The 23,101-nt window shown below is 44.5% G+C and carries 19 protein-coding genes, 1 tRNA gene, 1 other RNA gene and 1 pseudogene; 10 read left to right on the top strand and 12 right to left on the bottom strand.

Features of this window, described 5'->3' with window-relative positions:
* Nucleotides 1-19 precede the first annotated feature (19 nt).
* Nucleotides 20-1,417, top strand: coding sequence for a sensor histidine kinase (locus tag BCOA_RS29395; RefSeq protein ID WP_014097616.1), 1,398 nt, complete (start codon nucleotides 20-22; stop codon nucleotides 1,415-1,417).
* Nucleotides 1,392-2,066 (top strand): response regulator transcription factor, encoded by a 675-nt coding sequence (locus tag BCOA_RS29390; protein WP_013860064.1) that lies wholly within the window; start codon nucleotides 1,392-1,394, stop codon nucleotides 2,064-2,066. The genes BCOA_RS29395 and BCOA_RS29390 overlap by 26 nt, the downstream gene beginning before the upstream one ends.
* A 71-nt stretch (nucleotides 2,067-2,137) precedes the next feature.
* Here BCOA_RS29390 and BCOA_RS29385 read toward each other — a convergent pair whose 3' ends face one another.
* A complete protein-coding gene (locus BCOA_RS29385) occupies nucleotides 2,138-2,692 on the bottom strand; it encodes a YdhK family protein (protein ID WP_013860065.1) in 555 nt (184 codons plus the stop codon).
* Between the two features lie 210 nt (nucleotides 2,693-2,902).
* On the opposite strand from BCOA_RS29385, the pseudogene BCOA_RS29380 reads away from it, so the two are divergent.
* A pseudogene (locus tag BCOA_RS29380) lies at nucleotides 2,903-3,400 on the top strand (SDR family oxidoreductase); the annotation flags it as partial.
* A gap of 97 nt (nucleotides 3,401-3,497) precedes the next feature.
* Here BCOA_RS29380 and BCOA_RS29375 read toward each other — a convergent pair.
* Together BCOA_RS29375 and BCOA_RS29370 are read right to left on the bottom strand one after the other, a co-directional pair.
* Complete coding sequence (locus BCOA_RS29375; RefSeq protein WP_014097614.1) at nucleotides 3,498-4,151, bottom strand: YkyA family protein; 654 nt, start codon at nucleotides 4,149-4,151, stop codon at nucleotides 3,498-3,500.
* Nucleotides 4,148-5,083 carry a polysaccharide deacetylase family protein gene (locus tag BCOA_RS29370; protein ID WP_014097613.1) on the bottom strand — a complete coding sequence of 312 codons (936 nt, stop codon included), beginning with the start codon at nucleotides 5,081-5,083 and terminating at the stop codon, nucleotides 4,148-4,150. Before BCOA_RS29370 ends, BCOA_RS29375 begins: the two co-directional genes overlap by 4 nt.
* 346 nt (nucleotides 5,084-5,429) lie before the next feature.
* Between BCOA_RS29370 and BCOA_RS29365 the strand changes: the two genes are divergently transcribed.
* The 4 genes from BCOA_RS29365 (at nucleotide 5,430) to BCOA_RS35395 (ending at nucleotide 7,208) form a co-directional block, all read left to right on the top strand.
* On the top strand, nucleotides 5,430-5,717 hold the full coding sequence (locus BCOA_RS29365; protein WP_014097612.1) for a hypothetical protein: 288 nt from the start codon (nucleotides 5,430-5,432) through the stop codon (nucleotides 5,715-5,717).
* A 144-nt stretch (nucleotides 5,718-5,861) separates the two neighbouring features.
* Nucleotides 5,862-5,935 (top strand) — tRNA-Pro (locus tag BCOA_RS29360).
* A 694-nt stretch (nucleotides 5,936-6,629) separates the two neighbouring features.
* Nucleotides 6,630-6,737, top strand: coding sequence for a YjcZ family sporulation protein (locus BCOA_RS34755; RefSeq protein WP_014097611.1), 108 nt, complete (start codon nucleotides 6,630-6,632; stop codon nucleotides 6,735-6,737).
* Nucleotides 6,738-7,046: 309 nt separating this feature from the next.
* Nucleotides 7,047-7,208, top strand: a complete 162-nt coding sequence (locus BCOA_RS35395) for a hypothetical protein (RefSeq protein WP_014097610.1) — start codon at nucleotides 7,047-7,049, stop codon at nucleotides 7,206-7,208.
* Nucleotides 7,209-8,391: 1,183 nt separating this feature from the next.
* Here BCOA_RS35395 and BCOA_RS29350 read toward each other — a convergent pair.
* From BCOA_RS29350 to BCOA_RS29340, 4 genes are all read right to left on the bottom strand, one after another.
* Nucleotides 8,392-9,714 carry a chloride channel protein gene (locus BCOA_RS29350; protein WP_230090549.1) on the bottom strand — a complete coding sequence of 441 codons (1,323 nt, stop codon included), beginning with the start codon at nucleotides 9,712-9,714 and terminating at the stop codon, nucleotides 8,392-8,394.
* Between the two features lie 234 nt (nucleotides 9,715-9,948).
* Nucleotides 9,949-10,143: non-coding RNA, 6S RNA (gene ssrS, locus BCOA_RS34750), on the bottom strand.
* A 46-nt stretch (nucleotides 10,144-10,189) separates the two neighbouring features.
* Nucleotides 10,190-10,486: a rhodanese-like domain-containing protein gene (locus tag BCOA_RS29345; RefSeq protein ID WP_014097608.1), complete on the bottom strand. Its 297-nt coding sequence runs from the start codon at nucleotides 10,484-10,486 to the stop codon at nucleotides 10,190-10,192.
* A gap of 89 nt (nucleotides 10,487-10,575) precedes the next feature.
* The gene (locus tag BCOA_RS29340; RefSeq protein ID WP_014097607.1) at nucleotides 10,576-10,836 is read right to left on the bottom strand and encodes a metal-sensitive transcriptional regulator; all 261 of its coding nucleotides are present in this window, start codon (nucleotides 10,834-10,836) and stop codon (nucleotides 10,576-10,578) included.
* Nucleotides 10,837-11,417: 581 nt separating this feature from the next.
* On the opposite strand from BCOA_RS29340, the gene BCOA_RS29330 reads away from it, so the two are divergent.
* Nucleotides 11,418-12,206, top strand: a complete 789-nt coding sequence (locus BCOA_RS29330) for a thermonuclease family protein (protein ID WP_014097606.1) — start codon at nucleotides 11,418-11,420, stop codon at nucleotides 12,204-12,206.
* Nucleotides 12,207-12,307: 101 nt separating this feature from the next.
* Here BCOA_RS29330 and BCOA_RS29325 read toward each other — a convergent pair whose 3' ends face one another.
* The 3 genes from BCOA_RS29325 to BCOA_RS29315 all read right to left on the bottom strand — a co-directional run bounded on the left by BCOA_RS29325 (nucleotide 12,308) and on the right by BCOA_RS29315 (nucleotide 16,242).
* Entirely contained in the window at nucleotides 12,308-12,817 is a 510-nt protein-coding gene (locus BCOA_RS29325; protein ID WP_017551018.1) for a PTS sugar transporter subunit IIA, read from the bottom strand.
* Nucleotides 12,818-13,216: 399 nt separating this feature from the next.
* Nucleotides 13,217-14,818 carry a xylulokinase gene (locus BCOA_RS29320; RefSeq protein ID WP_014097604.1) on the bottom strand — a complete coding sequence of 534 codons (1,602 nt, stop codon included), beginning with the start codon at nucleotides 14,816-14,818 and terminating at the stop codon, nucleotides 13,217-13,219.
* Nucleotides 14,819-14,835: 17 nt separating this feature from the next.
* Nucleotides 14,836-16,242 (bottom strand): sugar porter family MFS transporter, encoded by a 1,407-nt coding sequence (locus BCOA_RS29315; protein ID WP_014097603.1) that lies wholly within the window; start codon nucleotides 16,240-16,242, stop codon nucleotides 14,836-14,838.
* A 485-nt stretch (nucleotides 16,243-16,727) separates the two neighbouring features.
* On the opposite strand from BCOA_RS29315, the gene BCOA_RS29310 reads away from it, so the two are divergent.
* On the top strand, nucleotides 16,728-17,426 hold the full coding sequence (locus BCOA_RS29310; RefSeq protein WP_014097602.1) for an L-ribulose-5-phosphate 4-epimerase: 699 nt from the start codon (nucleotides 16,728-16,730) through the stop codon (nucleotides 17,424-17,426).
* 31 nt (nucleotides 17,427-17,457) lie between these two features.
* Nucleotides 17,458-18,879 (top strand): L-arabinose isomerase, encoded by a 1,422-nt coding sequence (araA, locus tag BCOA_RS29305; RefSeq protein WP_014097601.1) that lies wholly within the window; start codon nucleotides 17,458-17,460, stop codon nucleotides 18,877-18,879.
* A gap of 698 nt (nucleotides 18,880-19,577) precedes the next feature.
* On the opposite strand, the gene BCOA_RS29300 is transcribed toward araA, so the two are convergent.
* Nucleotides 19,578-21,572: a glycoside hydrolase family 127 protein gene (locus BCOA_RS29300; RefSeq protein ID WP_014097600.1), complete on the bottom strand. Its 1,995-nt coding sequence runs from the start codon at nucleotides 21,570-21,572 to the stop codon at nucleotides 19,578-19,580.
* A gap of 2 nt (nucleotides 21,573-21,574) precedes the next feature.
* Complete coding sequence (locus tag BCOA_RS29295; RefSeq protein ID WP_014097599.1) at nucleotides 21,575-22,978, bottom strand: MFS transporter; 1,404 nt, start codon at nucleotides 22,976-22,978, stop codon at nucleotides 21,575-21,577.
* Between the last annotated feature and the right edge of the window lie 123 nt (nucleotides 22,979-23,101).

Raw genomic sequence — 23,101 nt, 5'->3', positions numbered from 1 at the left:
GAATTCCAAACGGGCGGGGGTGACGAAGCTGAAGCATTTAAATCATATTTCTTTTAAAATTGGCTTGATTTTCTTTGTGATTATGATTGATTTGGAAGGATTCGTGATTTACTTTTTGCACCAAAATATAGTCAAAGAGCGTGTAAAAGATGAATTCAATTCGCTTTTAGTGAGAAGCAACAGCCACCGGGATGTGCTGGAACAATACAATGACCCGGATTCCATCCACCGTGTTGCTGTAATGGAATCCAAATCCGATCTCATCGTGATTGTATTAAATGGCAATAAAAAATCCATCATTGCTTCACGCCCGCTCGACCGGGGAATGCGAAACATCATTTCAAAGCCCGTTGGCAAAATCACACACAAGGGAAAAATCATAGAAAAGCATTGGGAAGATGAAAAGTACATTGCATCCGTCAGCCCGTTTAAAAACGGCTATGTCTACATGTTTAAGGATACAAAACAAGTTCAGCAGCTGATCTCACAAATGAACCACCACTTCTGGATCGCCGGCCTTCTCGCATTCGGCATTACGCTGATTTTGATCATCCTTTTATCCCGCATTCTGGCGAGGCCGCTGATTAATATGAAAGTAGCGACAAAGAAAATTGCGAAAGGTGACTTATCTGTTGAAATCCCGGTTTACAGTAAAGATGAACTCGGACAGCTTGCTGAATCGATCCGCACGTTGGCCCGCGAATGGAACCATCTTCGCGAGGAAAGAAGCGAATTTTTGGCTTCCATTTCTCATGAACTCCGCACGCCATTAACTTACATCAAAGGTTATGCAGATATTGCGCGGAAAAACAACTGTGCGGATAACGAAACCTATTTAAATATTATTTATGAAGAAGCCGCGAAATTGTCAGATATGATTCAAAATCTGTTTGATTTGGCGAAAATGGACCGGAATTCATTTCAAATCCAAAAGCAAAACTTCCCGCTGTTTCAAATGCTAAAGCAAATTGAACATAAATTAAGCCCGGCTTTCCAAAACAAAAGGATCATCCTGACAGTGAAGTGTCATCCTTCCATCCAGCTGATTGCAGACCCGGTCCGTTTTGAACAAGTCGTCATCAACCTGCTGGATAACGCTTATAAATATTCAGAGCCACATACGAATATCTTTCTTACCGTAAAAAAAGCAGATGGAGCATGGAAACTCATTGTGCAGGATCATGGAAAAGGGATACCCGAAGAGGATCTTCCCTATATTTTTGAAAGATTTTACCGGGTTGATAAGTCCAGATCAAGGTCTTTCGGCGGTACGGGGTTAGGCCTTGCGATTGTAAAAGAAATTGTAGAGGCTCACAATTGGCATATTCACGCTGACAGCCGGGAAGGTATTGGGACCACTATGGAAATCCGGTTTCAAGGAGGAGATATCATTGAAGAAGCTGCTGCTCGTAGATGATGAAGAAAGGATGCTGGATTTGCTTGCGTTGTATTTGGAACCGGCAGGATATGCCTGCGACAAGGTAACACGGGGACCGGAGGCAATCAGGTATATTCAGGAGGAAACTTACGATCTTATTCTTCTGGATATCATGATGCCGGAAACGGACGGCTGGGAAGTTTGCAGACAGATCCGGAAAATGAGCCAGGTGCCGGTGATCATGCTAACGGCGCGTACAGATAAACCGGATGTTGTCAAAGGGCTGAAAATCGGTGCTGATGATTATATATCCAAACCTTTTGACGAAAAAGAACTTCTCGCCAGAATTGATGCAGTCTTACGGCGTTCCAACCAAAATCAGAATGAAACCATTGAAAAAAACGGATTAAAATGGGATCCGGTATCTTTTCAAGTATTCTACCAGAATCAGCCTGTCAGCGTGACACCGAAAGAGTTTGCGATGCTTGGGCTGTTTCTGCAGCATCCGAATCAGGTTTTCTCCCGCGAGCAATTATTAACTTCTATCTGGGGATATGAAGTGGAAACAGAAGACCGGACCATTGACTCTCATATCCGCAATGTACGGGATAAATTAAGAAATGCGGGATTCCCGGTTGACAGCCATTTGCAGACGGTTTGGGGCGTTGGATATAAGTGGGTATGGTGAAAAATGAAATTTAACGTTGAACACGGCAAAAAAGGGGCTGCCTGAAGAGCCCCTTTTAATCCTATTTAAAATTACTTGGCGGAAAGTTCATCTTCTGTTACCCATTTATGATTGGTTACCTTTTCTCCGCCATTCGCCGGCGTGTAATCCACCATATAGACTGTTGTTTTCTTTGACGAAACAATTTCAGCAGATGCCCCTTTCATGCCTTCCATATGATTTGCTTCCAATGTCACTTTTGTTCCTGGCTTTAACGCTTTATTCCCCGCCCCTTTAATTTCTTCCTGAACAACCCATTTATGGTTTTTTACTTCGGCTCCGCCTGTTACGGGCTTATAATTCACCGCATAAACGGTTGTGGCGTATGCAGCTTTTACAGTTGCTTTCGCGCCATTCATCCCTTCCATATGGTCAGCGTGGATGACAACCTGGCTGCCTGTTTTATATTTTGGGTTGCTTTCTTTTTTCATTCCTTTTGGTACTTCGCTCGAGCCGGAATGATTCATTTCCATGTGTGAATGGGAATCCGCGCTTTTGCTATCCGCAGATTTTGTTTCACTGTTGCCGCATGCCCCTAAAGAAAAGAGAATTGCGAGAGAAAAAATGCCTGCTAATACTTTTTTCATGATCTTACGTCCCCCTTGTCGCTTATCCTTTCTTTTAAAGATACCCGGCATTTGTGCAGAAATTGTGCATTTTACTGTTTACACAAGAAAAATATTGCGTGAATACGGTAGTTTCACGGCTTACTCCAGGACTCAACGCTGTTTTCAATATGGCTTTCAAATACATCTGAATAGGGTTTCATCAAATCGAATGGCGACCAGGCGGTTTACCGGGTAACAGATGTGACCAAACCGGAAGATTCCCGGGAGCTTGTCCGGCTTGCCAAAGATGCTTTCGGCGGTGTAGATGTGATTTTCCTGAACGCCGGCATTATGCCGGATTCCCCGCTTTCCGCATTAAAAACGGACGAATGGAACAGCATGATCGGCATTAACATTAAAGGGGTTTTAAACGGGATTGCGGCAGTATTGCCAACGTTTATCGCGCAAAAATCAGGGCATATCATTACAACTTCTTCCGTAGCCGGGCTTAAAGCTTACCCGGGAGAGGCAGTTTACGGCGCAACGAAATGGGCGGTACGCGATTTAATGGAAGTATTGCGCATGGAATCCGCACAGGAAGGGACCAACATCCGGACTGCGACAATTTATCCGGCGACCATTAACACGGAATTGCTGGAAACGATCACGGATAAAAATACATCACAAGGCATGACGGCACTGTATGAGCAATATGGCATTACGCCTGACCGGGTTGCCAATCTCATCGTATCACCCAATTTTCCAGCCGTTTTCCTGTCCCAAAAAAAGAAGCCCGGTTCCCGGCATAATGCCGGTCCCGGGCCTCTTTAAAAAAACGCCCAATTTAATAAAGCCCTGCTTTTTTAAAATACTTGTCTTTTTCGCGGTTATACCGTTTCGTATCCTGGTTGAATTGGCGAATCGTTTGTTCCATTTCCCCATTGTATTCATTTATTTTTTTTATTTGATTATCTAACTCGTCCGGGCTGAACTTCTCCAGATTTTTATAAAAGTTGCCTTGTAATGCCAATTGTTTTTTATAATCACCAAAAAAAGTGTTCATATATTTTTTGCGCTCATCCATGATGGTAAGCAGCTTCTGCGCCTGTTTCCGCTGCCCGCCGTCTTTAATTTTTTCCACATTTTCTTTTATGGATGTCGATTGTTCATATGCCTTTTGGAAATTCTTTTTGGATTTCCTCAGCTCTTTCCACTGCTTTTCGGTATAGCTGTCCGCAGTTTTTAATTTCTGCTTCACTTCCGGGCGGTTTTCGTCATTCAGTTCAAGCTGGTTTAGATCAGCATAAATGGATGCCACTTTTTCTTTGTATTCGTCCAGCTTCTCCTGGTTCGCAACAAAATCTTTTTCATACGAGGCGGATTTCTTTAATTTTTCGTATATGCTGTCCGCTTGTTTTTTGTCTGAATGGCAGCCGGCAAGAAGCAAAAGAAGCCCCGGCAACATCATTCCCAATACAATAAATCTTTTCACCCTCATCTTCTCCCCGTTTCAACTGGATGGTGGATTGGGTGACAGCGGCCTTCACACGGAAACGTTACCGGGGGCGTTTCATTGGTCAACACTTTTGTTTTATAGCCCTGCTTTTTGATAAACTTTAGCAACTTCGGCAAATATTTAACGGTTTCCGGTTTGTCATGCAAAAGGATGACCGGCGTTTCCCCCGCTTGTTTTTTTTGCCGGATTTGCTGAATCGTATACTGGACATAGCGTCCATTTTTTAATTCCCAGTCACTGCTGTCCACATTCCAATCCCAAATATGGAACCCATTTTTATCCAGTAAATCGCGCATTTCATCTGTTAAATACGGAATACTTCCATACGGGAGGCGCACCATATAAGATTTTACACCCGCCACGTTTTCCAATATTCTTTGATCCTCAGCCATTTCGTTTAATGGCGCGGACGTACTGCTGTAAATTGTTCTTGCTTTATGTGTGATCCCGTGCAGTGCAAGCCCGTTTCCATCTTTTAGCATGCGTTTTACGACTGCCGGATGCTCTTTCATCCTCGGCCCGAGCATGAAAAAGGTAGCTTTCATCTGATAAGTTTCCAACAGATCCAATAACTGGTTGGCCGCACTCGACGGGCCGTCATCAAATGTTAAGTAAATGGCATTTTCTTTCAGATCTTTCTCGTTTTGCTTCGCAACTTCTTTTTGTCTCTCCGCTTCTTTTTTCTGCCGCTGTTGCCCGATCATCGATTTGTACAAAGGAGAACCCGCAAACGCTGTCATCGGCGCAGGCGAAAAAGATAAAGTGCGCAGTGAGACAGCATGTGCATCTTTTCCTTTGTCTTTCGCTGACATCTTTTCCCCTTTGCCAACGAGTCCGGCCAAAACAACAACAATCAACGTAAATAAGAGCGCCAACACAACTTTTCCCTTGAAATTTAATTTCCTGCCGCGCATATCTCTCTCCCCTGCTCAAAGGCTCACCGTATTTTTCATTCGCTGCCATCTTCCGACATCATCCGCAAAAACTACCAAACATATATGATTCAGTATACATGAATATCCACAATTTTACCATACTCTACAAAATCTTAATTGTTTATCCATTTTTTTCTACATCTTGCTGCAGTCAAATTTCGACAGAGTGAAACGCGAATGGCGCGCTTATCCCTGCTATGGCCGTTTTTTTGTTTTTATTCCCTTAGCATTTTTGAAAAAACGTTCCACCCTAAGCACCTTCCCTTATTCCTGAACCCTCCCGCCTTTCCCCCTGCCTGTTTGTAAAAGGCAGCGCAACCCGCTCATGGCGAATGATAAAGCTGAAGGTGATGAAAATGAAGGCCATTTTAAAAGCATGATTTTTATGGCCTTTCAGTTTCAGGATTGCCCGGCGTTAGCTGCATTATTTTCAATGGACCGCTTCATCGAACATAAAGAAATGCCGATGAAAGAAGCAATGCTAGCTTCGCTGGAAAATACGGGAGTCGACATCATGCCGGCGGCGGTGATTCCCGGCGATATTCCTTTTTCCTGGAAAAACCATACCTCTAAGTTTTTTCCAAGCCGCCAAACCTTCTTATTTTCCAGTTGAAAAAGGAATGGCTGCCGTCTCGAAACCAGACCGAAAAAATTTCTTTAAAAAAAATAAAAAAAGGCTTTGACAAACGAAATTTATTGTCGTAGAATAATATTTGTCAGCAAGAGCTAAGGAGCTGGCAAGCAAAAATAAAATAACCGGGAAGTAGCTCAGCTTGGTAGAGCACTACGTTCGGGACGTAGGGGTCGCAGGTTCAAATCCTGTCTTCCCGACTCTAAAAACCTTGATGTATCGCGGATGCATCAAGGTTTTTTCGTTTTCAGCCGGGTGATTGTTGGTGTGAGTTGCCGTTGTTAGCGCATTCCCGTCACCAGTTCGTTAACAAGCCAGGATTAAAAAAAGAGAGCCATTATGATTAAAATTCCAATGATGATGAAAAACCATTTTTTCATCCATTATAGTACATCATTCCTTCATGCTCTATGCGTGTTAACTGCTTGTTGCTTGTCCGGATGGAATGTCCCCTGCCTCTGTCCTCCCATACATCCCTAAACGTATATTTCTTTTTCATTAAGATGTTTGTCCATTCCAATCCAGCTATTCCTTCATTTAATGTAGAGAGTTCACGATGAGGAGGTGTGTAAATTGCATTGCAGACCAATTGTTGCTGCACCAAGATACGTAGTTCGTAATCGTTTTGTCCCGCGTTTCCAGCCAATCATCCATCCACTTGTGGAAGTGAACCGTACAAATGTCGTTACAGTTCCAAGGCATATTATGAAACCGATCAGGAAAAATGAAGTGGTTTATCACAATTGTCCTTTTCCACGCCGGCATTTTTGGTAGTGCCAGAAACAATAACCACTTCGCCTTTTCTTCATCCCTTTCACGTTTGTCCATTACACCTTTCTTCGAAACAGCATATTTTAAAATGCAAGATATATTAAGGAAAGGAGGTGAAAGTCAATGACAGATGGCGGTTACAGCATGGGCTCATCTTTTGCCCTGATTGTCGTTCTCTTCATCCTGCTTATTATTGTAGGAGCGTTTTATATGGGTGGCTCCGGATATTAAGCAGAATCAACAAACGAGAGAGAAAAAAGTTTCGTCTCCACCTAATAGCCTCCATTCTGAAGCGTATCATTACGCTTCTTTTTTTATTCACTTTGTCATTGAACAGAGAGGTCCATGTCATGATAAAAGCAACCACAAAAGGATGAAAAGCAGTTGGCGCAATTTTTCGGAGCAGAGTCGATTGGAGCAAGGATGGAATGGTCTGCGTATTTTGAGTGAATACAAGTTCCGTCTATAGAAAAAAGGGGAAGCCTTAGATTGGTTTAAAAACTTCCGATTAACACACCCTATGTTTTGGAGGTGATAAAAATGGAAGAAGAAAAAAGTTACAAATCCAATACTTACTCGTACAATAATCAGCTCGAAGGAAATGTTCAGTCGCAAAATACCGGCAGCGAAGAGGAAGAAGGGCTGGCTGATACAATCCAAAATGTAATTAACAAAGTTACCGGACTCGGGGAAACCGAGTAAAGCGAGAAGGCTGCCGCAAAAAACCGTTGAGACGATTCTCAACGGTTTTTTGAACGCTTCTTGCAAAAAAATCGGCCCGGTCCGCAAAGTTCCTTTACTCAGAACGGCCCAACATTAAGATTGGCGCGATTTTGGCACGCTTCTTTTACACAGGAATATGTTAAGACAGACGCGCATTTCAGCGTCCTTTTTTTAGTTAGAGCGGCCCTTCTTTACTTAGAATACTCCTACGTTAAGGTAGACACACTTTTGGGCGACCTTCCTTTACATAGAGCGGCCCTATGTTAAGATAGACGCAGATTTTGCCGGCCTTCCTTTACGTAGAACGCCTCTATGTTAAGATAGGCACGCTTTTGGCCGGTCTTCCTTTACATAGAACGCCCCTACGTTAAGTTAGGCACGCTTTTGGGTGGCCTTCCTTTACTTAGAGCACCTCTATGTTAAGATAGACTCGCTTTCGGCCGGTCTTCCTTTACTTAGAACGCCCCTATGTTAAGTTAGACGCAAAATTTGAAGGCCTTCCTTTACATAGAGCGCCTCTACGTTAAGTTAGACACATTTTTTGCCGGGCTTCCTTTACTTAGAGCGCCTCTATGTTAAGATAGGCACGTTCTTTGCCGGGCTTCCTTTACTTAGAGCGCCTCTACGTTAAGTTAGACTCGCTTTTTGCCGGTCTTCCTTTACATAGAACGCCCCTACGTTAAGATAGGCACATCTTCTGACCGGCTTCCTTTACTTAGAGCGGCCCTATGTTAAGATAGACGCAGATTTTGCCGGCCTTCCTTTACTTAGAACACCTCTATGTTAAGATAGACGCAAAATTTGAAGGCCTTTCTTAACGTAGAAAGCCTCTACGTTAAGATAAGCACACTTTTGGGCGGCCTTCCTTTACGTAGAACGCCCCTATGTTAAGATAGACGCAAAATTTGAAGGCCTTTCTTTACGTAGAAAACCTCTACGTTAAGATAAGCACACTTTTGAGCGGCCTTCCTTTACGTAGAACGCCTCTATGTTAAGATAGGCACGCTTTTGGCCGGGCTTCCTTTACTTAGAGCACCTCTATGTAAGATAGGCACATCTTCTGACCGACTTCCTTTACGTAGAGCGGCCCGCCCAATGCTAAGATAGATCCATTTTTAACAGGAATGCTTAACATAAGCCTGATCATAAACGGCTTTTCCCACTACCACGGAAGATGGAACCGTCCAGTCTGATTTGAAGTACCGCTTGAAAGGCGGATAGATTCTTTCCTCAGTTCGACTCCCGGTTCCAGCTGCACCCATAAAGACTTTGGATCGTACACAAGCTGGTCGCGATAAACGCTGCGGTGCCCGATGATCAAATACCCGGCAATACAGGCGGCCAACATATACATCCCCGTAACATGCCCGTACAGCTCATATCCAAGCAGCACAGCGGAAACCGGCGTATTGGATGCAGCCGAAACCACCGCCAGCATACCCGCAGCCGCTCCTAATACAGGGTTCATCCCGAGCAAACCGGCAAATGCATTCCCGGCAGCAGACCCGATGACGAGCTGCGGGGTGAATGTTCCTCCGTAAAAGCCGGAACCAAGCGTAACCGCCACAAACAGAATTTTCCACAGAAATGCGAAAAATCCGACATGTCCCCCGTGCATCGCTTTGTCCAAAAGCGGCAAGCTCAGTCCTAAAAAGTCGGCAGGAAAAATCAATAATGCAACTGCGATGAGCATGCCGCCAACACAGGGCATCAGGAAGAAAGGAAGATGCAATTTTTCCCGGACAACTGAAAATAAGCGACCCCCCTGTTCAATAGATTCAACAAACAGCCATCCAGCCAGGCCGCAAATCATGCCAAGGGCTGCCACTTTTAAAAGCAGCAGAACAGAAAAAGACGGCATGGCATGGATCGTGAAATATTCATAAGGCGTATGCAACAGCCTTTTATTAACTTCAAAAGCAGCTATGCCGGAAACCGCCGAAGGGAAAAGAAACTGGTGCCGGATTGACCCGATAGCCAGTACTTCCAAACCAAACACGGCTGCTGTAACGGGCGCGCCAAACAGACTGGCAAAAGCAGCACTGATTCCGCATACGATCAGCTGGGCCCGAAGAAACGGCTGAATATGAAAAACTTTCCCGATCCATGTGGCAAGCGAACCGGCAAAGTGAGCGCTCGGCCCGAATTTTCCAGCCGAACCGCCGGATACAAGTGTAATGAGGGCCGCCAGATACTTGGCCGGGAAGCTTCTGTCAAAGGGCGGTTCCCCTTCGGAATGCACAGCAGCAATGGAAGAAGGCGCCCCTGATTTCATTTTATACAGCAACAGGCCGTTCAATAGGCCGCCAACTGGAAGCAGCAGCATCTTATAAGGCACGGGCAGCGCACCTGTTTTTCCGCTCAAAAAATTTAAAGCTTTCAAAAACAAACCGACCGTGGTCCCGGCCACAACGCCAATCAGTACGGCTACAGCGACATAGACGATCATGGTAAAAAACATCACGGCAGGCTCAATGTATTTCATTTGGTTCACATTTTCCCACTCCTGCATGTCAAAACATTGTTAGTTTTATTATACACCCAGTAATATCGAGGGCTAACACAAACGGACAGAGCGGGCTCTTTATACCGCGCGAAAAAATGGGCCGGGCACTGCATCCGGGCCGCAGGGTTAACAGGCTCAGCTAATGCCTTCGGTCTAGGTTCTTGATTGTGAAAAACCCCGCCCTTCTAAGAAGGACGGGGTTTAACAGATTATGTATGTGCCGCAGTTGCCGTAATCAAACTAAGAAAGTTTTAGAACCACACTCCTCAAAGTGGGTGTCCGCAAAAGCGTTCCTGCCATCCTCCCTGCCAAACGGCAAAAGGCTCGGCATTCCCGCAATAATGTTAAACTCCCTATAACAGTTTAAAGGTTAAAACTTTATTAATATTACGTACAACGCAGCTTGTACTCTTATACTACGCTTTATGCGCCGCAAGATCAAGAGGAAAATTTTTCATTCGATTTCGCCGCTCCACGCCATCATGCCGCCTTCCAGGTTTGTGACATCAAAACCCTGGCTTTCGAGAAACTGGCATGCCATATAGCTCCGCCCGCCGGAATGGCAAACGACAATATAGTTTTTGGAACGGTCAAGATCCTCTAGGCGGAATCCCAGCAAACCGAGCGGAATATGCAGCGCGCCCGGAATTTTTCCTTCCGCCACTTCCTCCGTTTCGCGCACATCGATAATATTGAGTTTTTCACCCTTGTTCAGTTTTTCCTCGACTTCCATCGCAGAAATTTCTTTCATCAAAATTCCTCCCTCGTAAAACAAAATCCCCCGCTTTTTGCGAAAAGTGCGGGCCTTGCCCCAGCGGCGATTCTGCGAAAAGACCGGTGTCAGCGGCTTTTCACAAGCAGGTTGACCGCTTCTTTTACAAGGCTTCCCGCGTCTTCCCCGTTTTGTTCGGCATTTTTCACACATTCCACCAGATTGGCACTGACAATGACGCCGATCGTGCGGTCAATTGCCGTCCGGGCGGCAGACAACTGGGCAATGACCTCTTTGCAATTGTCCTTTTCTTCCATCATCCGCAGTACTCCCCGCAATTGCCCTTCGATTCTTTTGACACGGTTTTTGATTTTCGCATCGTATTCCACCTTTTTCCCTCCCCGGTTCCAAGATCGTATAAGAATAAATATGAAATCCTTTTCTGCGTAATAAACGGATGCTGAAATTGGCTTCAAGCCGGCTGGAAACAATAAGGTGAAGACTGCCTTTTGGAATTTCGCCGGAAAACCGCTTTAAATAAGCCGTCGGAATCACAATGGCATCCGCGGTACCGCTTCCCACATGCTGGTAATCCCTCACATCGACCACCACTTTATGTTCAAGCACATCTTTTCTTAAATCCGCCCGCACAGCACCGCGAACGGGAACGTAACGTGTATAGCCGGTTTTCGCGAGAATGAGCGCAAGAACGAGCAAAACAATATACATTTATACGGATGACCTCCTGCCCGAAGTTCGGTTACAACCCCCATCATATACCCCAGGCGGTATTATTGTCAAATGGATGGCTTAAAGAAACCCGCTTAAAATGGTAAAATAATGGAGCTATATAAAATGAACTTAAGTTTTTACAACAAGCTCGAGCACCAATTTGCATGATGACTTGGCAACAGAGCTGCGATATTTTGTTCATTTTATATACATTTTTTAAAAGCAAGGAGAAGGGGAAATGAAGACAAAAACAGCAAGCTGGTTCACGCTCTTTTTGGCTATGATGCTCGCCGTTGCAGGGTGTGAACCGCATCAAAACAGCACAAAAACGAGTACAGAACAAAAAACAGCGCAACAAACAAATACCGGGCCAGGAGAAAACCGGCAAACGACAGGCAAGCAAATTGCTGTTAAACTCGCCGATGTAACCGATGGAGACACGATTAAAATTTATAATAATGGAAAAGAAGAGACGGTCCGCTATTTGCTCGTTGACACGCCGGAATCAAAAAAACCGAATATGTGTGTGCAGCCGTATGCAAAAGCAGCCTATTACCGGAACAAGCAGCTCGTTTCAAGTGGCAAACTGACGATCGAATTTGATCACGGGGCCAAACGCGACAAATACGGGCGGCTCCTCGCTTATGTATTCGTAAACGGCAAGTCCGTGCAGGAAAAGCTGCTGAAAGAAGGGTACGCGCGCGTGGCCTATGTGTATGAACCGCCCTATCAATATTTGGACACTTTCAAAAAAGCCGAACAGCGGGCTAAAAACGAAAAACTCAGGGTCTGGTCGCAACCCGGGTATGCAACAGACCGCGGTTTTAACGGGTGCGAAAAAGGCAGTTCCGCATCCAACTCCAATGCTTCCGGCGGGGAGAGCCGTTCCAGCAACGGGAGCAGCAGTTTCCAAAACTGTACGGAACTGCGCAAAAAATATCCAAACGGCGTGCCGCGTTCAAACCCTGCCTACCGTTCCTATATGGACGGCGACAAGGACGGATACGCATGCGAACCATATAAGTAAGAAACAGGCTTGCACACAAGCCTGTTTTTCTTTTTCTGGTGCAAGGTACCCCGGCTCGTGCCACCCTTCCCCATCACTTGCTTCAAGCCTGTTTTTTGGTTTCACAGACAAGCCCGCATGATTTCCGTCTGCCCGGCAACTGCCTCAACCCCGGTACTTTTTTCGAGCGATTTTACAAGCTCCCCATTTGTAATAATGATTGCTGTAATCGTATCCGCTGCATTGGCTTTGATAAATTCCAGGTTAAAACGAATCAGCGGGTCGCCTTTTTCCACTTTGTCCCCGGCCTGCACAACCGTTTCAAACCCCTTCCCGTCGAGTGAAACCGTTTCCAGTCCGATATGAATCAAAACTTCCAGCCCTGATTCGCCGCGCAACCCGATCGCATGCTTTGTCGGAAATATCTGGATCACCTCGCCGTCAAACGGGGAAACGACCCGGCCCTCAATCGGCCTGATTGCCACGCCGTCCCCAATCATTTTTTCGGAAAAGATGGGATCGGGCACTTCCTCAATTGGCGTCACCTCTCCCCCCGTTGGCGCAAAAATATGCTCTTCCTTTCTTTTTCGGTGGAAAAATGGAAACAAAACGGACACCTGCCTTGTTTTCAACTAAATACATCTTCTATTTTAACATGTATGAAAAAAATCCGGCAGTTTTCATGGAAAATGCCGGATTTATTATCTGTACTCACTGGCGGGCCGGACTGCATGGCTCCCCAAAATGTATGCAATTGTCGAGCAGCGTCTCCGTTGGGATATGAACGGAGCGTTTGCGGATGCTGCGTGCATGGAAACTGAAGACTAAGGGTTATACCGGGAAGCTGTCGTGTCATTTCACTTCGTTTATCAGCGCGATTGTGCTTCTCGAGCAACCAAAGGTTTATACTAGGAAGCTGTTGTGTCACACCGGCAATGCTAGCATCGCGTTTGTTTGACGGAATAACTAAGGGTTATACCGGGAAGCTGTCGTATGTCCATACAGCTGTTTTGACGATTTTTCCGTTCCCGTTAAAAAATCGACTGGACAGCCATCGACTCAACCGGCAAGCCCGCCTCATATCTTTTTATAAAGGCTTCATACCCTGAAACGCCTTCAGGTTCCGGGCTTAACGTCATGCTTTCGGGATGGGTGAACACGTTTTGGTCCAAAAAGTCTTCCAGGCTTTGCTTCCCGTTTCCGGATTTTGCATAAACCGCGAGCACGGCCATCCCCCAGGCGCCGCCTTCACCGGCAGTGCTCATCACCGTAATCGGCGTATTTAATGCATTGGCCAATACTTGCTGGCCAATGACCGGTGTTTTAAACAGGCCGCCCTGGGCAATCAGGACATCCGTTTTGATTCCTTCTTCATTTTTCAAAATATCCATCCCGATTTTAAGCGGCGCAAATGCTGCATATAACTGGGCCTGGACAAAATTTGCCAATGTAAAGGCACTGTCCGGTTTCCTGACAAACAGCGGGCGCCCGGCCGGCATTTTTGTAATGTTTTCACCTGACAAATAACTGTAATTGAGCAAGCCGCCTGCATCCGGATCCGCTTTTGCAGCCACCAAAAATAGCGTTTCATATAAACGGTCCGCCGGCAAGTCAACACCGAGTCGTTCAGCAAATTGTTTAAACAGGTTTGCCCATGCATTAATGTCAGACGAGCAGTTGTTGATATGGACCATCGCCACGGGCGCCCCGCTCGGCGTTGTGACAATATCAATATCCCGGTACACTTTTTCAAGCGGCTGATCCAGCACAATCATCGAAAATGCCGAGGTGCCGACGGATATATTTCCGGTCCGTTTGCGCACACTGTTTGTGCACACCATCCCGGTTCCGGCATCCCCCTCAGGCGGAGCCATCAAACTGCCTGCCTGAAGATTTCCGTTTACATCCAATAATGCCGCTCCTTCGGTTGTTAAAGTACCCGCATATTCGCCGGCTTTTAATACTTTTGGCAAGACCTCCCTGATATGCCATGGGTAGGGCGTCACATTTTCAAGCCGGTCAAACGTATCAAGAAAATCTTTCCGATAGGTACCTGTCTCTTCATCCACCGGAAAAACACCGGATGCATCGCCAATCCCTAACACCTTTTCTCCGGCTAATTTCCAGTGTACATAACCGGCCAACGTGGTGATAAAGCGAATATCCTTTACATGGGGCTCCTGGTTTAAAATCGCCTGGTAAAGGTGGGCAATGCTCCATCGTTGCGGAATATTAAATTGAAATCGTTCAGTCAATTCATCCGCCGCTTGTTCGGTGATGTTATTACGCCATGTCCTGAAAGGAACGAGCAGCTCTCCGTTTTCTGCAAAAGCCAAATACCCGTGCATCATAGCGCTTACACCAATGGCACTGATTTTTGTTAAAGTCGTATGGTATTTCCCCTGGACGTCTGCCGCAATTTGGGCATAGCTTCTTTGAATCCCTTCCCACACTTCTTCCAACGAATACGTCCAGATGCCGTTTTCAAATTTGTTTTCCCAAACATAGCCGCCGGATGCGATCGTTTCAAAATCGTCCGTGACAAGTACGGCCTTTATCCGGGTTGACCCCAGTTCAATGCCTAATGAGACATTTCCTTGTTTAATCGCTTTAGAAGTATCCACTAAATTCATTTTTATTTACCTCCGTCTCATATGTGTAAGTGGGCACCTTTTTTTTCAACAGCTTTTTCCTCCCCATATTTTTCAATTTCTTCCAACGTATGTCCCTGGGTTTCAGGTACGCGGGTCCGAATAAACAAAACACCAAGCAAACATATCACGCCGAAAATTGCAAAAACAGCTTCTTGGGACATGGAAGCAGTCATGATTGGGAACAGCAGCCCAACCAGGAAAGAACCAATCCAGTTAAAAGAGGAAGCTAATCCTGATGCGCGTCCGCGAATGACAAGCGGGAAAATTTCCCCAACGATTACCCAGGTTAAAGGAGCCCACGTGAAGGAATAAAGAGCTACATAGATGCTTAAAAACGCAACGATCATCATCGGGTTTGCATTTGGAATGAGCAAATTCAAAATGGCTGGCAAAATAAAGGACAGGCCCATAATGGTTCCGCCTACTGTCAACAAAGTCCGGCGTTTAAATTTATCAGCAATCCATAAGAAGACGAGTGAGCCCAATACGAGAATGATCCCTTGAATAATCGGCCACATCAATGCAGAACTGGCTGCATGCCCTGTTGCTTTTTCTACAATTAAAGGAATATAGTAAAAAATAGCATTTGCGCCCTGAAATTGTTGGAAAGCCGCAACGCCCACACCGGCAATGACTAAATAACGGTATTTGCCGCTAAATAAAGTACCCCATGATGCTTTTTGATTTGCCTGTTTTTCTTCTCTGGCAGTCTCTTGAATTTGTTTGATTTCAGCATCAATTGCCTCTTTTTTAGCGCGAATATAGCTCAAAACCTTGCGTGCTTCCTCAAGTTTATTGTTCTTTATTAAAAAGCGCGGTGATTCCGGCAACTTTAACACACCAAAGAATAAGATCAATGCTGGTACCGCTGCCAAACTAAGCATCAACCGCCAAGCCAATGATTCCGGCAAACCTTTTAATAAATAATCGACAATGTAAGAAAGTAACATTCCCGATACAATCATGGTTTGGTTAATCCCTGACAGACGTCCGCGCAAACGTGCAGGCGCCATTTCGGACATATAAGCCGGGACCAGTGCAGAAGCAGCACCAACCGCTAATCCTAATAACATCCGGACGATGATTAAAAAGTATTGCCCGTTATGAGGGGATATGCCAGATAAAACCGATCCAACAACAAAAATTAAAGCTGAAATTAAAATCATTTTTCGCCGGCCCAAACGGTCGGAAAGTTGCCCCGCCAGAGCGCCGCCGAATATAGCACCAAACATTACAGCAGAGGTAATCCATCCAATAACGCCTGCACTGTTTTGAAGGTTCCAGTCATGTTCCAGGAATGGCAAAGCGCCTGTCATTACCCCAATATCATAGCCAAATAGAATGCCGCCAAAAGCCCCGAAAAAGTAAATGAATCCACTTGAGATTTTCTTTTCACCAACCATTAAAGTTCCCTCCTTGATGTATCAGCCTTATTTTCTTCTTGCTGACGGCTCCTTTCTTTGTGAGCGGTATCATTTTAGAAAAAAGCGTTTTCATGCTGCAAGTACATGCTAGCACATTTATACCTATAAATCAATGACAAAAATATTTATACTGATAAATGAGGAAAAAATAACGTTTTCCTGCGTTTTTCTTAACCGCTTTCTTACCCATCATTATGCTACTTATATAGATGAAAGGATAGCAGGTAAGGGTACCCAATTGTGTGTTTTTTGTGTCTGTAGCTATAGTGAAAAAGCTATGGAAGCTGTGACATAAACCACTCTTTTCCATCCAGTGAAAAACACATTTATACATATAAATATTTTTTTGTTGACTTATACTGATAATTGATATAGCATTCTATTTGTAAGCGGTTAATCGCAGAATCCAAATGACATGTCAAAAACTTTTAAAGAATGATCAATTTCAAAGGGATGATCAATGAATGCTAGAAGAACTCAAGAAAGAAGTCTATGAAGCAAACATGCTGCTGCCGGAATATAATCTGGTCACCTTTACATGGGGAAATGTAAGCGGAATCGACCGTGAAAAGAATCTCATGGTCATTAAGCCGAGCGGTGTCGAGTATGAAGCATTGTCACCGGAAAAAATGGTCGTCGTTGATCTTGGTGGAAATGTAGTGGAAGGCGAGTTAAATCCGTCAAGCGATACTGCAACACATTGTGTGCTTTATCGCCATTTCCCGAATATTAAAGGAATTGTCCATACACATTCTCCCTGGGCGGTTTCATTTGCGCAGGCCGGCATTGATATTCCGGCGGCAGGAACGACACATGCCGATACATTTTACGGGCCGGTTCCGGTCACAAGGGCGATGAAGAAAGAAGAAGTCGTGACGGAATATGAAAAACAGACCGGTGATGTGATTGTTGAGACTTTTGAAAAGCGGCATATTGATCCGGACCAGGTTCCGGCTGTTCTGGTAAATGATCACGGCCCTTTTACGTGGGGAACATCCGCCCATGATGCCGTGCACAATGCCGTTGTGCTCGAAGAAGTAGCGAAGATGACCTACCACTCGCTACAGCTGAATCCGCATCAAATCAACATGGATCAATTTCTTTTGGATAAACACTATTTACGCAAGCACGGAAAAAATGCCTATTATGGGCAAAAAAAATAAATGTCTTGTACATTCCGGGGAGGAAAACAGCATGTTGAAAATAAAAGATTACGAGTTTTGGTTTATCGTCGGAAGCCAGCATTTATACGGCAAAGAAACACTGGATGCTGTAAAGGAAGATGCGGAAAAAATCATTGATGAAATCAACGCAAGCGGCAAGCTACCGTACCCGATCGTATTTAAAACGGTTGCCACAACAGCCGACAGTATTACAAAGGTCATGAAAGAAGTCAACTATAACGATAACGTCGCCGGTGTCATCACCTGGATGCACACATTCTCGCCTGCGAAAAACTGGATCAGGGGAACGAAACTGTTACAAAAACCTTTGCTTCATCTGGCTACACAATTTCTCGACCATATTCCGTGGGAAACGATCGACATGGATTATATGAACCTGCATCAAAGCGCCCATGGCGACCGGGAATACGGATTTATCAATGCGAGACTGAACAAAAATAACAAAGTTGTTGTCGGCCATTGGAAAGATGAAAAGGTCCAAACCCAAATCGGACGCTGGATGGATGTTGCCGTTGCTTATAATGAAAGCTTTAACATTAAAGTAGCGAGATTCGGCGACAACATGCGCAATGTCGCAGTCACGGACGGCGATAAAATCGAAGCACAAATTCAGTTCGGCTGGACAGTCGACTATTACGGCATCGGCGACCTTGTTGCGGAAATGAAAGAAGTCACTGATCAGGAAATAGAAGCCGTTTATGCGGAATGCCAGGAAAAATATGAATTGGTGGTTGGGAACAATGACCCGGCCTATTTTGAAGACCATGTGAAAGAGCAAATCCGGATTGAAATTGCCTTGCGCAAATTCCTCGACAGGGGCGGGTACACAGCCTTTACTACAAACTTTGAAGATTTATGGGGCATGAAACAGCTTCCGGGCATGGCGGTCCAACGGCTGAATGCGGAAGGTTACGGTTTTGCTGGTGAAGGGGACTGGAAGACAGCCGCACTCGACCGGTTGGTGAAAATCATGGCACATAACGAAAAAACCGGTTTTATGGAAGATTATACGTACAACCTGGTAAAGGGCCATGAAGAAATACTGGGTTCCCACATGCTTGAAGTAGACCCAACTTTGGCAAGCGGCAAAATCAGGGTAGAAGTCCATCCATTAGGCATTGGGGACCGCGAAGACCCTGCACGGCTTGTTTTTGACGGATCAGATGGAGATGCGATTGACTTAACCATTTCCGATTTTGGCGACAAATTCAAAATGGTGATGTATGAAGTAGAAGGAAAGAAACCGGCTGAAGCAGCGCCGAAACTGCCTGTCGCACGCCAGCTTTGGACACCAAAAGCAGGTTTCTATGAAGGGGTCCAAAAATGGATTGAAAACGGTGGCGGCCACCATACAGTATTCTCCTTTGCCGTAACAGCGGAACAAATTGAAGATTTTGCAAAAATGGCCGGGATTGAAGTTGTGAAAATTTGAATTTTATTTCAGATGGCACAGGCCATAACATCTCAACCCCAGCGGAAAAATATTATAGGGACGTACATGTAAAGATTGGGTTGTCAATAAGATTATGGCTCAATGCAGATACCCAAGGGAATGATAATTGAACCACCTTTCCCTTACCCAAACTCCCTACAGGTTGTTTGGGTAAGGGAACTCCTAAATACAGAAACATTGGATGAGGCGATCTCCACAGTTTCTTAGGTTAGAGCAGTAGCAAGAACAAAGCTGACTTGGTGGAAAGTTGTTCGTCCTTGTTACGACTTGCTTTCCTTTGTAATCAATCATGATTTTAACTTGATAACATGATTCTTCACTAATGGTCTTTGCTAAACTGTCGGGCAATCGAGATGGCAAATAGCCATCCCTTGTACTGAAGCGATTCATCCTTTTCCTATTGTGCGTTTAAAGAGGATGAATCGCCTTTTTTGATGAAAAATTTATGGCCATTATTTTTCTGGATTTACAGCACCCTATCGAAATGTGTCCCTTTTCACCCAGCCGTAAAATAAACGGAGAGGTTGACTCATTTTCATCCTTTTGCTGGTGCCACGAAACCGGTATGAATGTCTAAATTGGGAAAATAAGTGTCTATTTCCGACTTTAAAAAGCTCCCTTTATTTTTTATATATAAAAGCGGAGATGTCCCTGAGGTATCTCCGCTCTCTTTGTTTTTATTCACTCTGTTTTTTTATCCATACCTGCATCTCACCCGGTTCCCGGTTTACCCAAGCATAATATGGGATGAAGCGGATGTTTGCCGGCTTCCATACAGTTGGTCTGTAATCCCGGTAAAGTATGCCATCCGAGGGGTCTACTTCACGCCTTTGCGCCGTTGCGTCAATAATACCTGCACCTTCAAGTAAGTCCGGCTGATACGTAAAATCAAATTTAGGATTTGCTGGAAGACGATATAAACTGAGTGGCGCCGAATTATCCGCTTCTTCCATACAGTAAACAACCGGTCCACGCTGGATGGCGATTTTGTCCAAATTATTCTTGACCCGGTTATTTGCCTGAATTTCATGAACACTCATATCCAGATTAAGCTCAATTTCAAACTGTTCACGGTCAACTTTAAAATAAAGGAAACCATCCTTTAGCTTCGGCTTTAACTCCTTATCGGAGACGCTAAGTGTATAATGTTGTGCTGACCAAGATGGTATTCTCACCGCAAATTTGAACGATTTTTGTTGCGGATTTTCGATTTTAAATGTAATTGTACCATCCCACGGAAAGTTACTGTTCTGTTCAATAGAAATGCCGTTCCCGAATTGAGCCGTGTTGGCAATAAACTGATGGGCATAAATCGTTTGTTGGTCATCATCTGTTGTATAAATATACTGATCAACGGAGGCAATTAAACGGGCAAGGTTTGGTGGGCAACAAGCGCAACCGAACCAGTTTTGCCGTTCATACATGACATGGCTTTTGGCCGGATCTTTTTTGTGTGCCTCAATTGAAACTTCTAATGGATTGACATAAAAGAAGTGCTCTCCATCCAATGACACGCCACTGATCGTTGAATTATATAATTCTTTTTCCAAAATATCAGCATACTCACCTTTAGGCTCATTTTCTAGCATTCTGCGCGCAAAAAATGCCATCGCAACAGAAGCACAAGTTTCACAGTACATTGTATCGTTTGGTAAATCATAATCATAAGTGAAAGATTCACCGATTGAAGTGGAACCAATCCCACCTGTGACATACATTCTTTTGTTAACAATACTGTCCCATAAACGACGACACGCTGAAAGCAGATTTTCATCATGTGTCAGGTTGGCCACGTGCGCCATTCCCGTGCATAAATAAACAATCCGCACGGCATGACCCTCCGCCGTTTTCTGGTCGAATACAGTTTTATCTGCTTGATAGTAGCTGAGGGGAAAAGCTTCCATTCCGGCGATAATATCGCGCTCTTTTCCGTCCACTTCTATCTGACGATCAAAAAATTGCGGATCTTTTCCACGCTGTGTGATAAAGTACCGGGCCAGATCGAGGTAACGTTTTTCATTTGTTACTTCATATAGTTTAGCGAGGGCGAGTTCTATTTCGGGATGCCCATCATAACCGGGGATTTTTCCATCCGTCAGCCCAAAGTTTTTTTCAATGCAATCGGCCATGCGTCTTGAAATCTCAAGTGCTTTTACATTTCCTGTTGCTCCATAGTAGGCAACTCCCGCTTCAATATAGTGGCCCATACTATACAGCTCATGACTTTGTTTTAACCGTGCGAATTTCCTTTCCGGTGCTTCAATCATAAAATACGTCACAAGATAGCCGTCCGTTTCCTGCGTATCCGCAATCAGTTCAATTAATTGGTCTGCAACGGTCTGAAGATCCGGATCCGGTGCATAGTTTAATGTGTATGCGACTGCTTCCAGCCATTTATATACATCTGTGTCTTGAAAAACATAGCCGTAATGATGTCCTTCCAGCCGTTTTGCGGCAATAAGGAAATTTGCGACTGCATGGCTTTTTTCGGATGGAATCCGGCTATCCCCACGTTCTTTGGTAATCTGAATATTGGCGTTATCATTCATGACCGACCATTGGTAAGGAATCATTTTCTTTTTAACCAAGTTCCGGTAACGTTTCCAAAATGCATCAGTAATGGTAAGATGACGAAGAGAAAAGCTATTTATATTTCGGTAGTCTGTACTCATTTTTACATCTCCTCCTGTGAATTTTTGTTCATTAAATCACGAATTACAATAGGTTCATGTTCTTCGTATTTTTTATACATGTACAATGGGATAATGTTCAGTGCAAAGATGACGATTGGCATCCATATAAATGAAAACTTGATAGCACTGAGTGCACTTGCAGATTGTACATGATTTGGAACATAATGAAATGTCTTCATAATGACGGACGGGATAAAAGAGCCAAGGCCTGCCCCCATTTTAATGCAAAAAGAACTGCCAATTGCTGTTAAAAAACCGCTGGCCCGAACGCCATTTTTCCATTCGCCATAATCGACAGTATCGCCGACCATGGCAAAGAACATGGAACAAGCAATCCCACTCCCAATACAGGCAATACACCAGGAGATAAGCAAAGGGATCAGATGGCTGCCCGAGACTACCATCATTAGCTGGCCAATAATTGCAGCAGCAAGTCCGAAAACCGTCGTTCCCCACTTATTGAATTTTTTCACAATGAATGGTATGGATGCCATCCCGACGACCTGGATAATGGAGAAACCGTTGAATAACGAAATGTAGCCTGAATTATGCATATTGTACTGGAAGTAATAAGCCAGAGTTGAGCTTCGGGCTGTTAAGCCTATCCAGAAAATAATATTAGCCGCGACAATCAAAAACCAAGGCCAATTACGTTTTGCCGCTTTAAAACTTTGTTTAATAGGGATCGATTTCGTGCGCTGAATATTTTTCTCACGCATATCTGCAAAAGCAACAAGTAGTAAGACGACAGCAACGATGGCATAGAGCAGAACCGCCAGCGACCAGCCTCTTTGTGCATTGTTTCCGCCCAAAAATGCTGCGAGCGGTAGAATGAACGTCACTGCAAAGAAGTTCCCAATATTTCCGCCGACCATCCGGAATGAATTTGCAACCGTCCGTTCATCCGAATTTGATGATAAGTTCGGCAGGACAGAAGTGATTGGGGTAGAAACACCTGTGTAAGAAATACCAGCTAAAATATACATAATACCGGCATATAGCACTTTTACGGTTCCTTCTATGGGAGGGGTCGTAAACAGCAGCCAGACAAAGATAGCAAAAGGAAACGCCATCCATAAGAACCATGGGCGGCTTTGCCCGTATTTGCTGTGTGTATGGTCAATGATAATACCCCAAATTGGCGCATCAAGAGCATCAAAAAATCTCGCAACCAATAGAAGTGTTCCCGCGATCCCGACAGACAGGCCGTAAACATCTGTAAAGAAATACAAAATATAACTGCTCATAATACAGTAAAGCAAATTGCCAGCCATGTCCGTAAAAGAATACGTAATTTTACGGTGAAACGGCAACTCGGTTCCATGCTTTTTTCCAGAACTTGTTTCCGATTCCAGAATGGCTGTGTTTCGAAAATTTTCGGCCATCACCTATTCATCCTTTCCGAAAGATTATGATGTTTTCACGAAAAATTGTAAACCCTTGCATTTCGCAATGTAATCCCTTATATTGAAAAAAAGGTGTTCATTTCCGACTGTTTAAACTCCAAA

Source organism: Heyndrickxia coagulans 36D1, assembly GCF_000169195.2.
In the GTDB taxonomy this organism is placed as follows: domain Bacteria; phylum Bacillota; class Bacilli; order Bacillales; family Bacillaceae_C; genus Weizmannia; species Weizmannia faecalis.
Note: the sequence above shows the minus strand (reverse complement) of the source record. Positions and strands in the feature narration are given on the sequence as shown.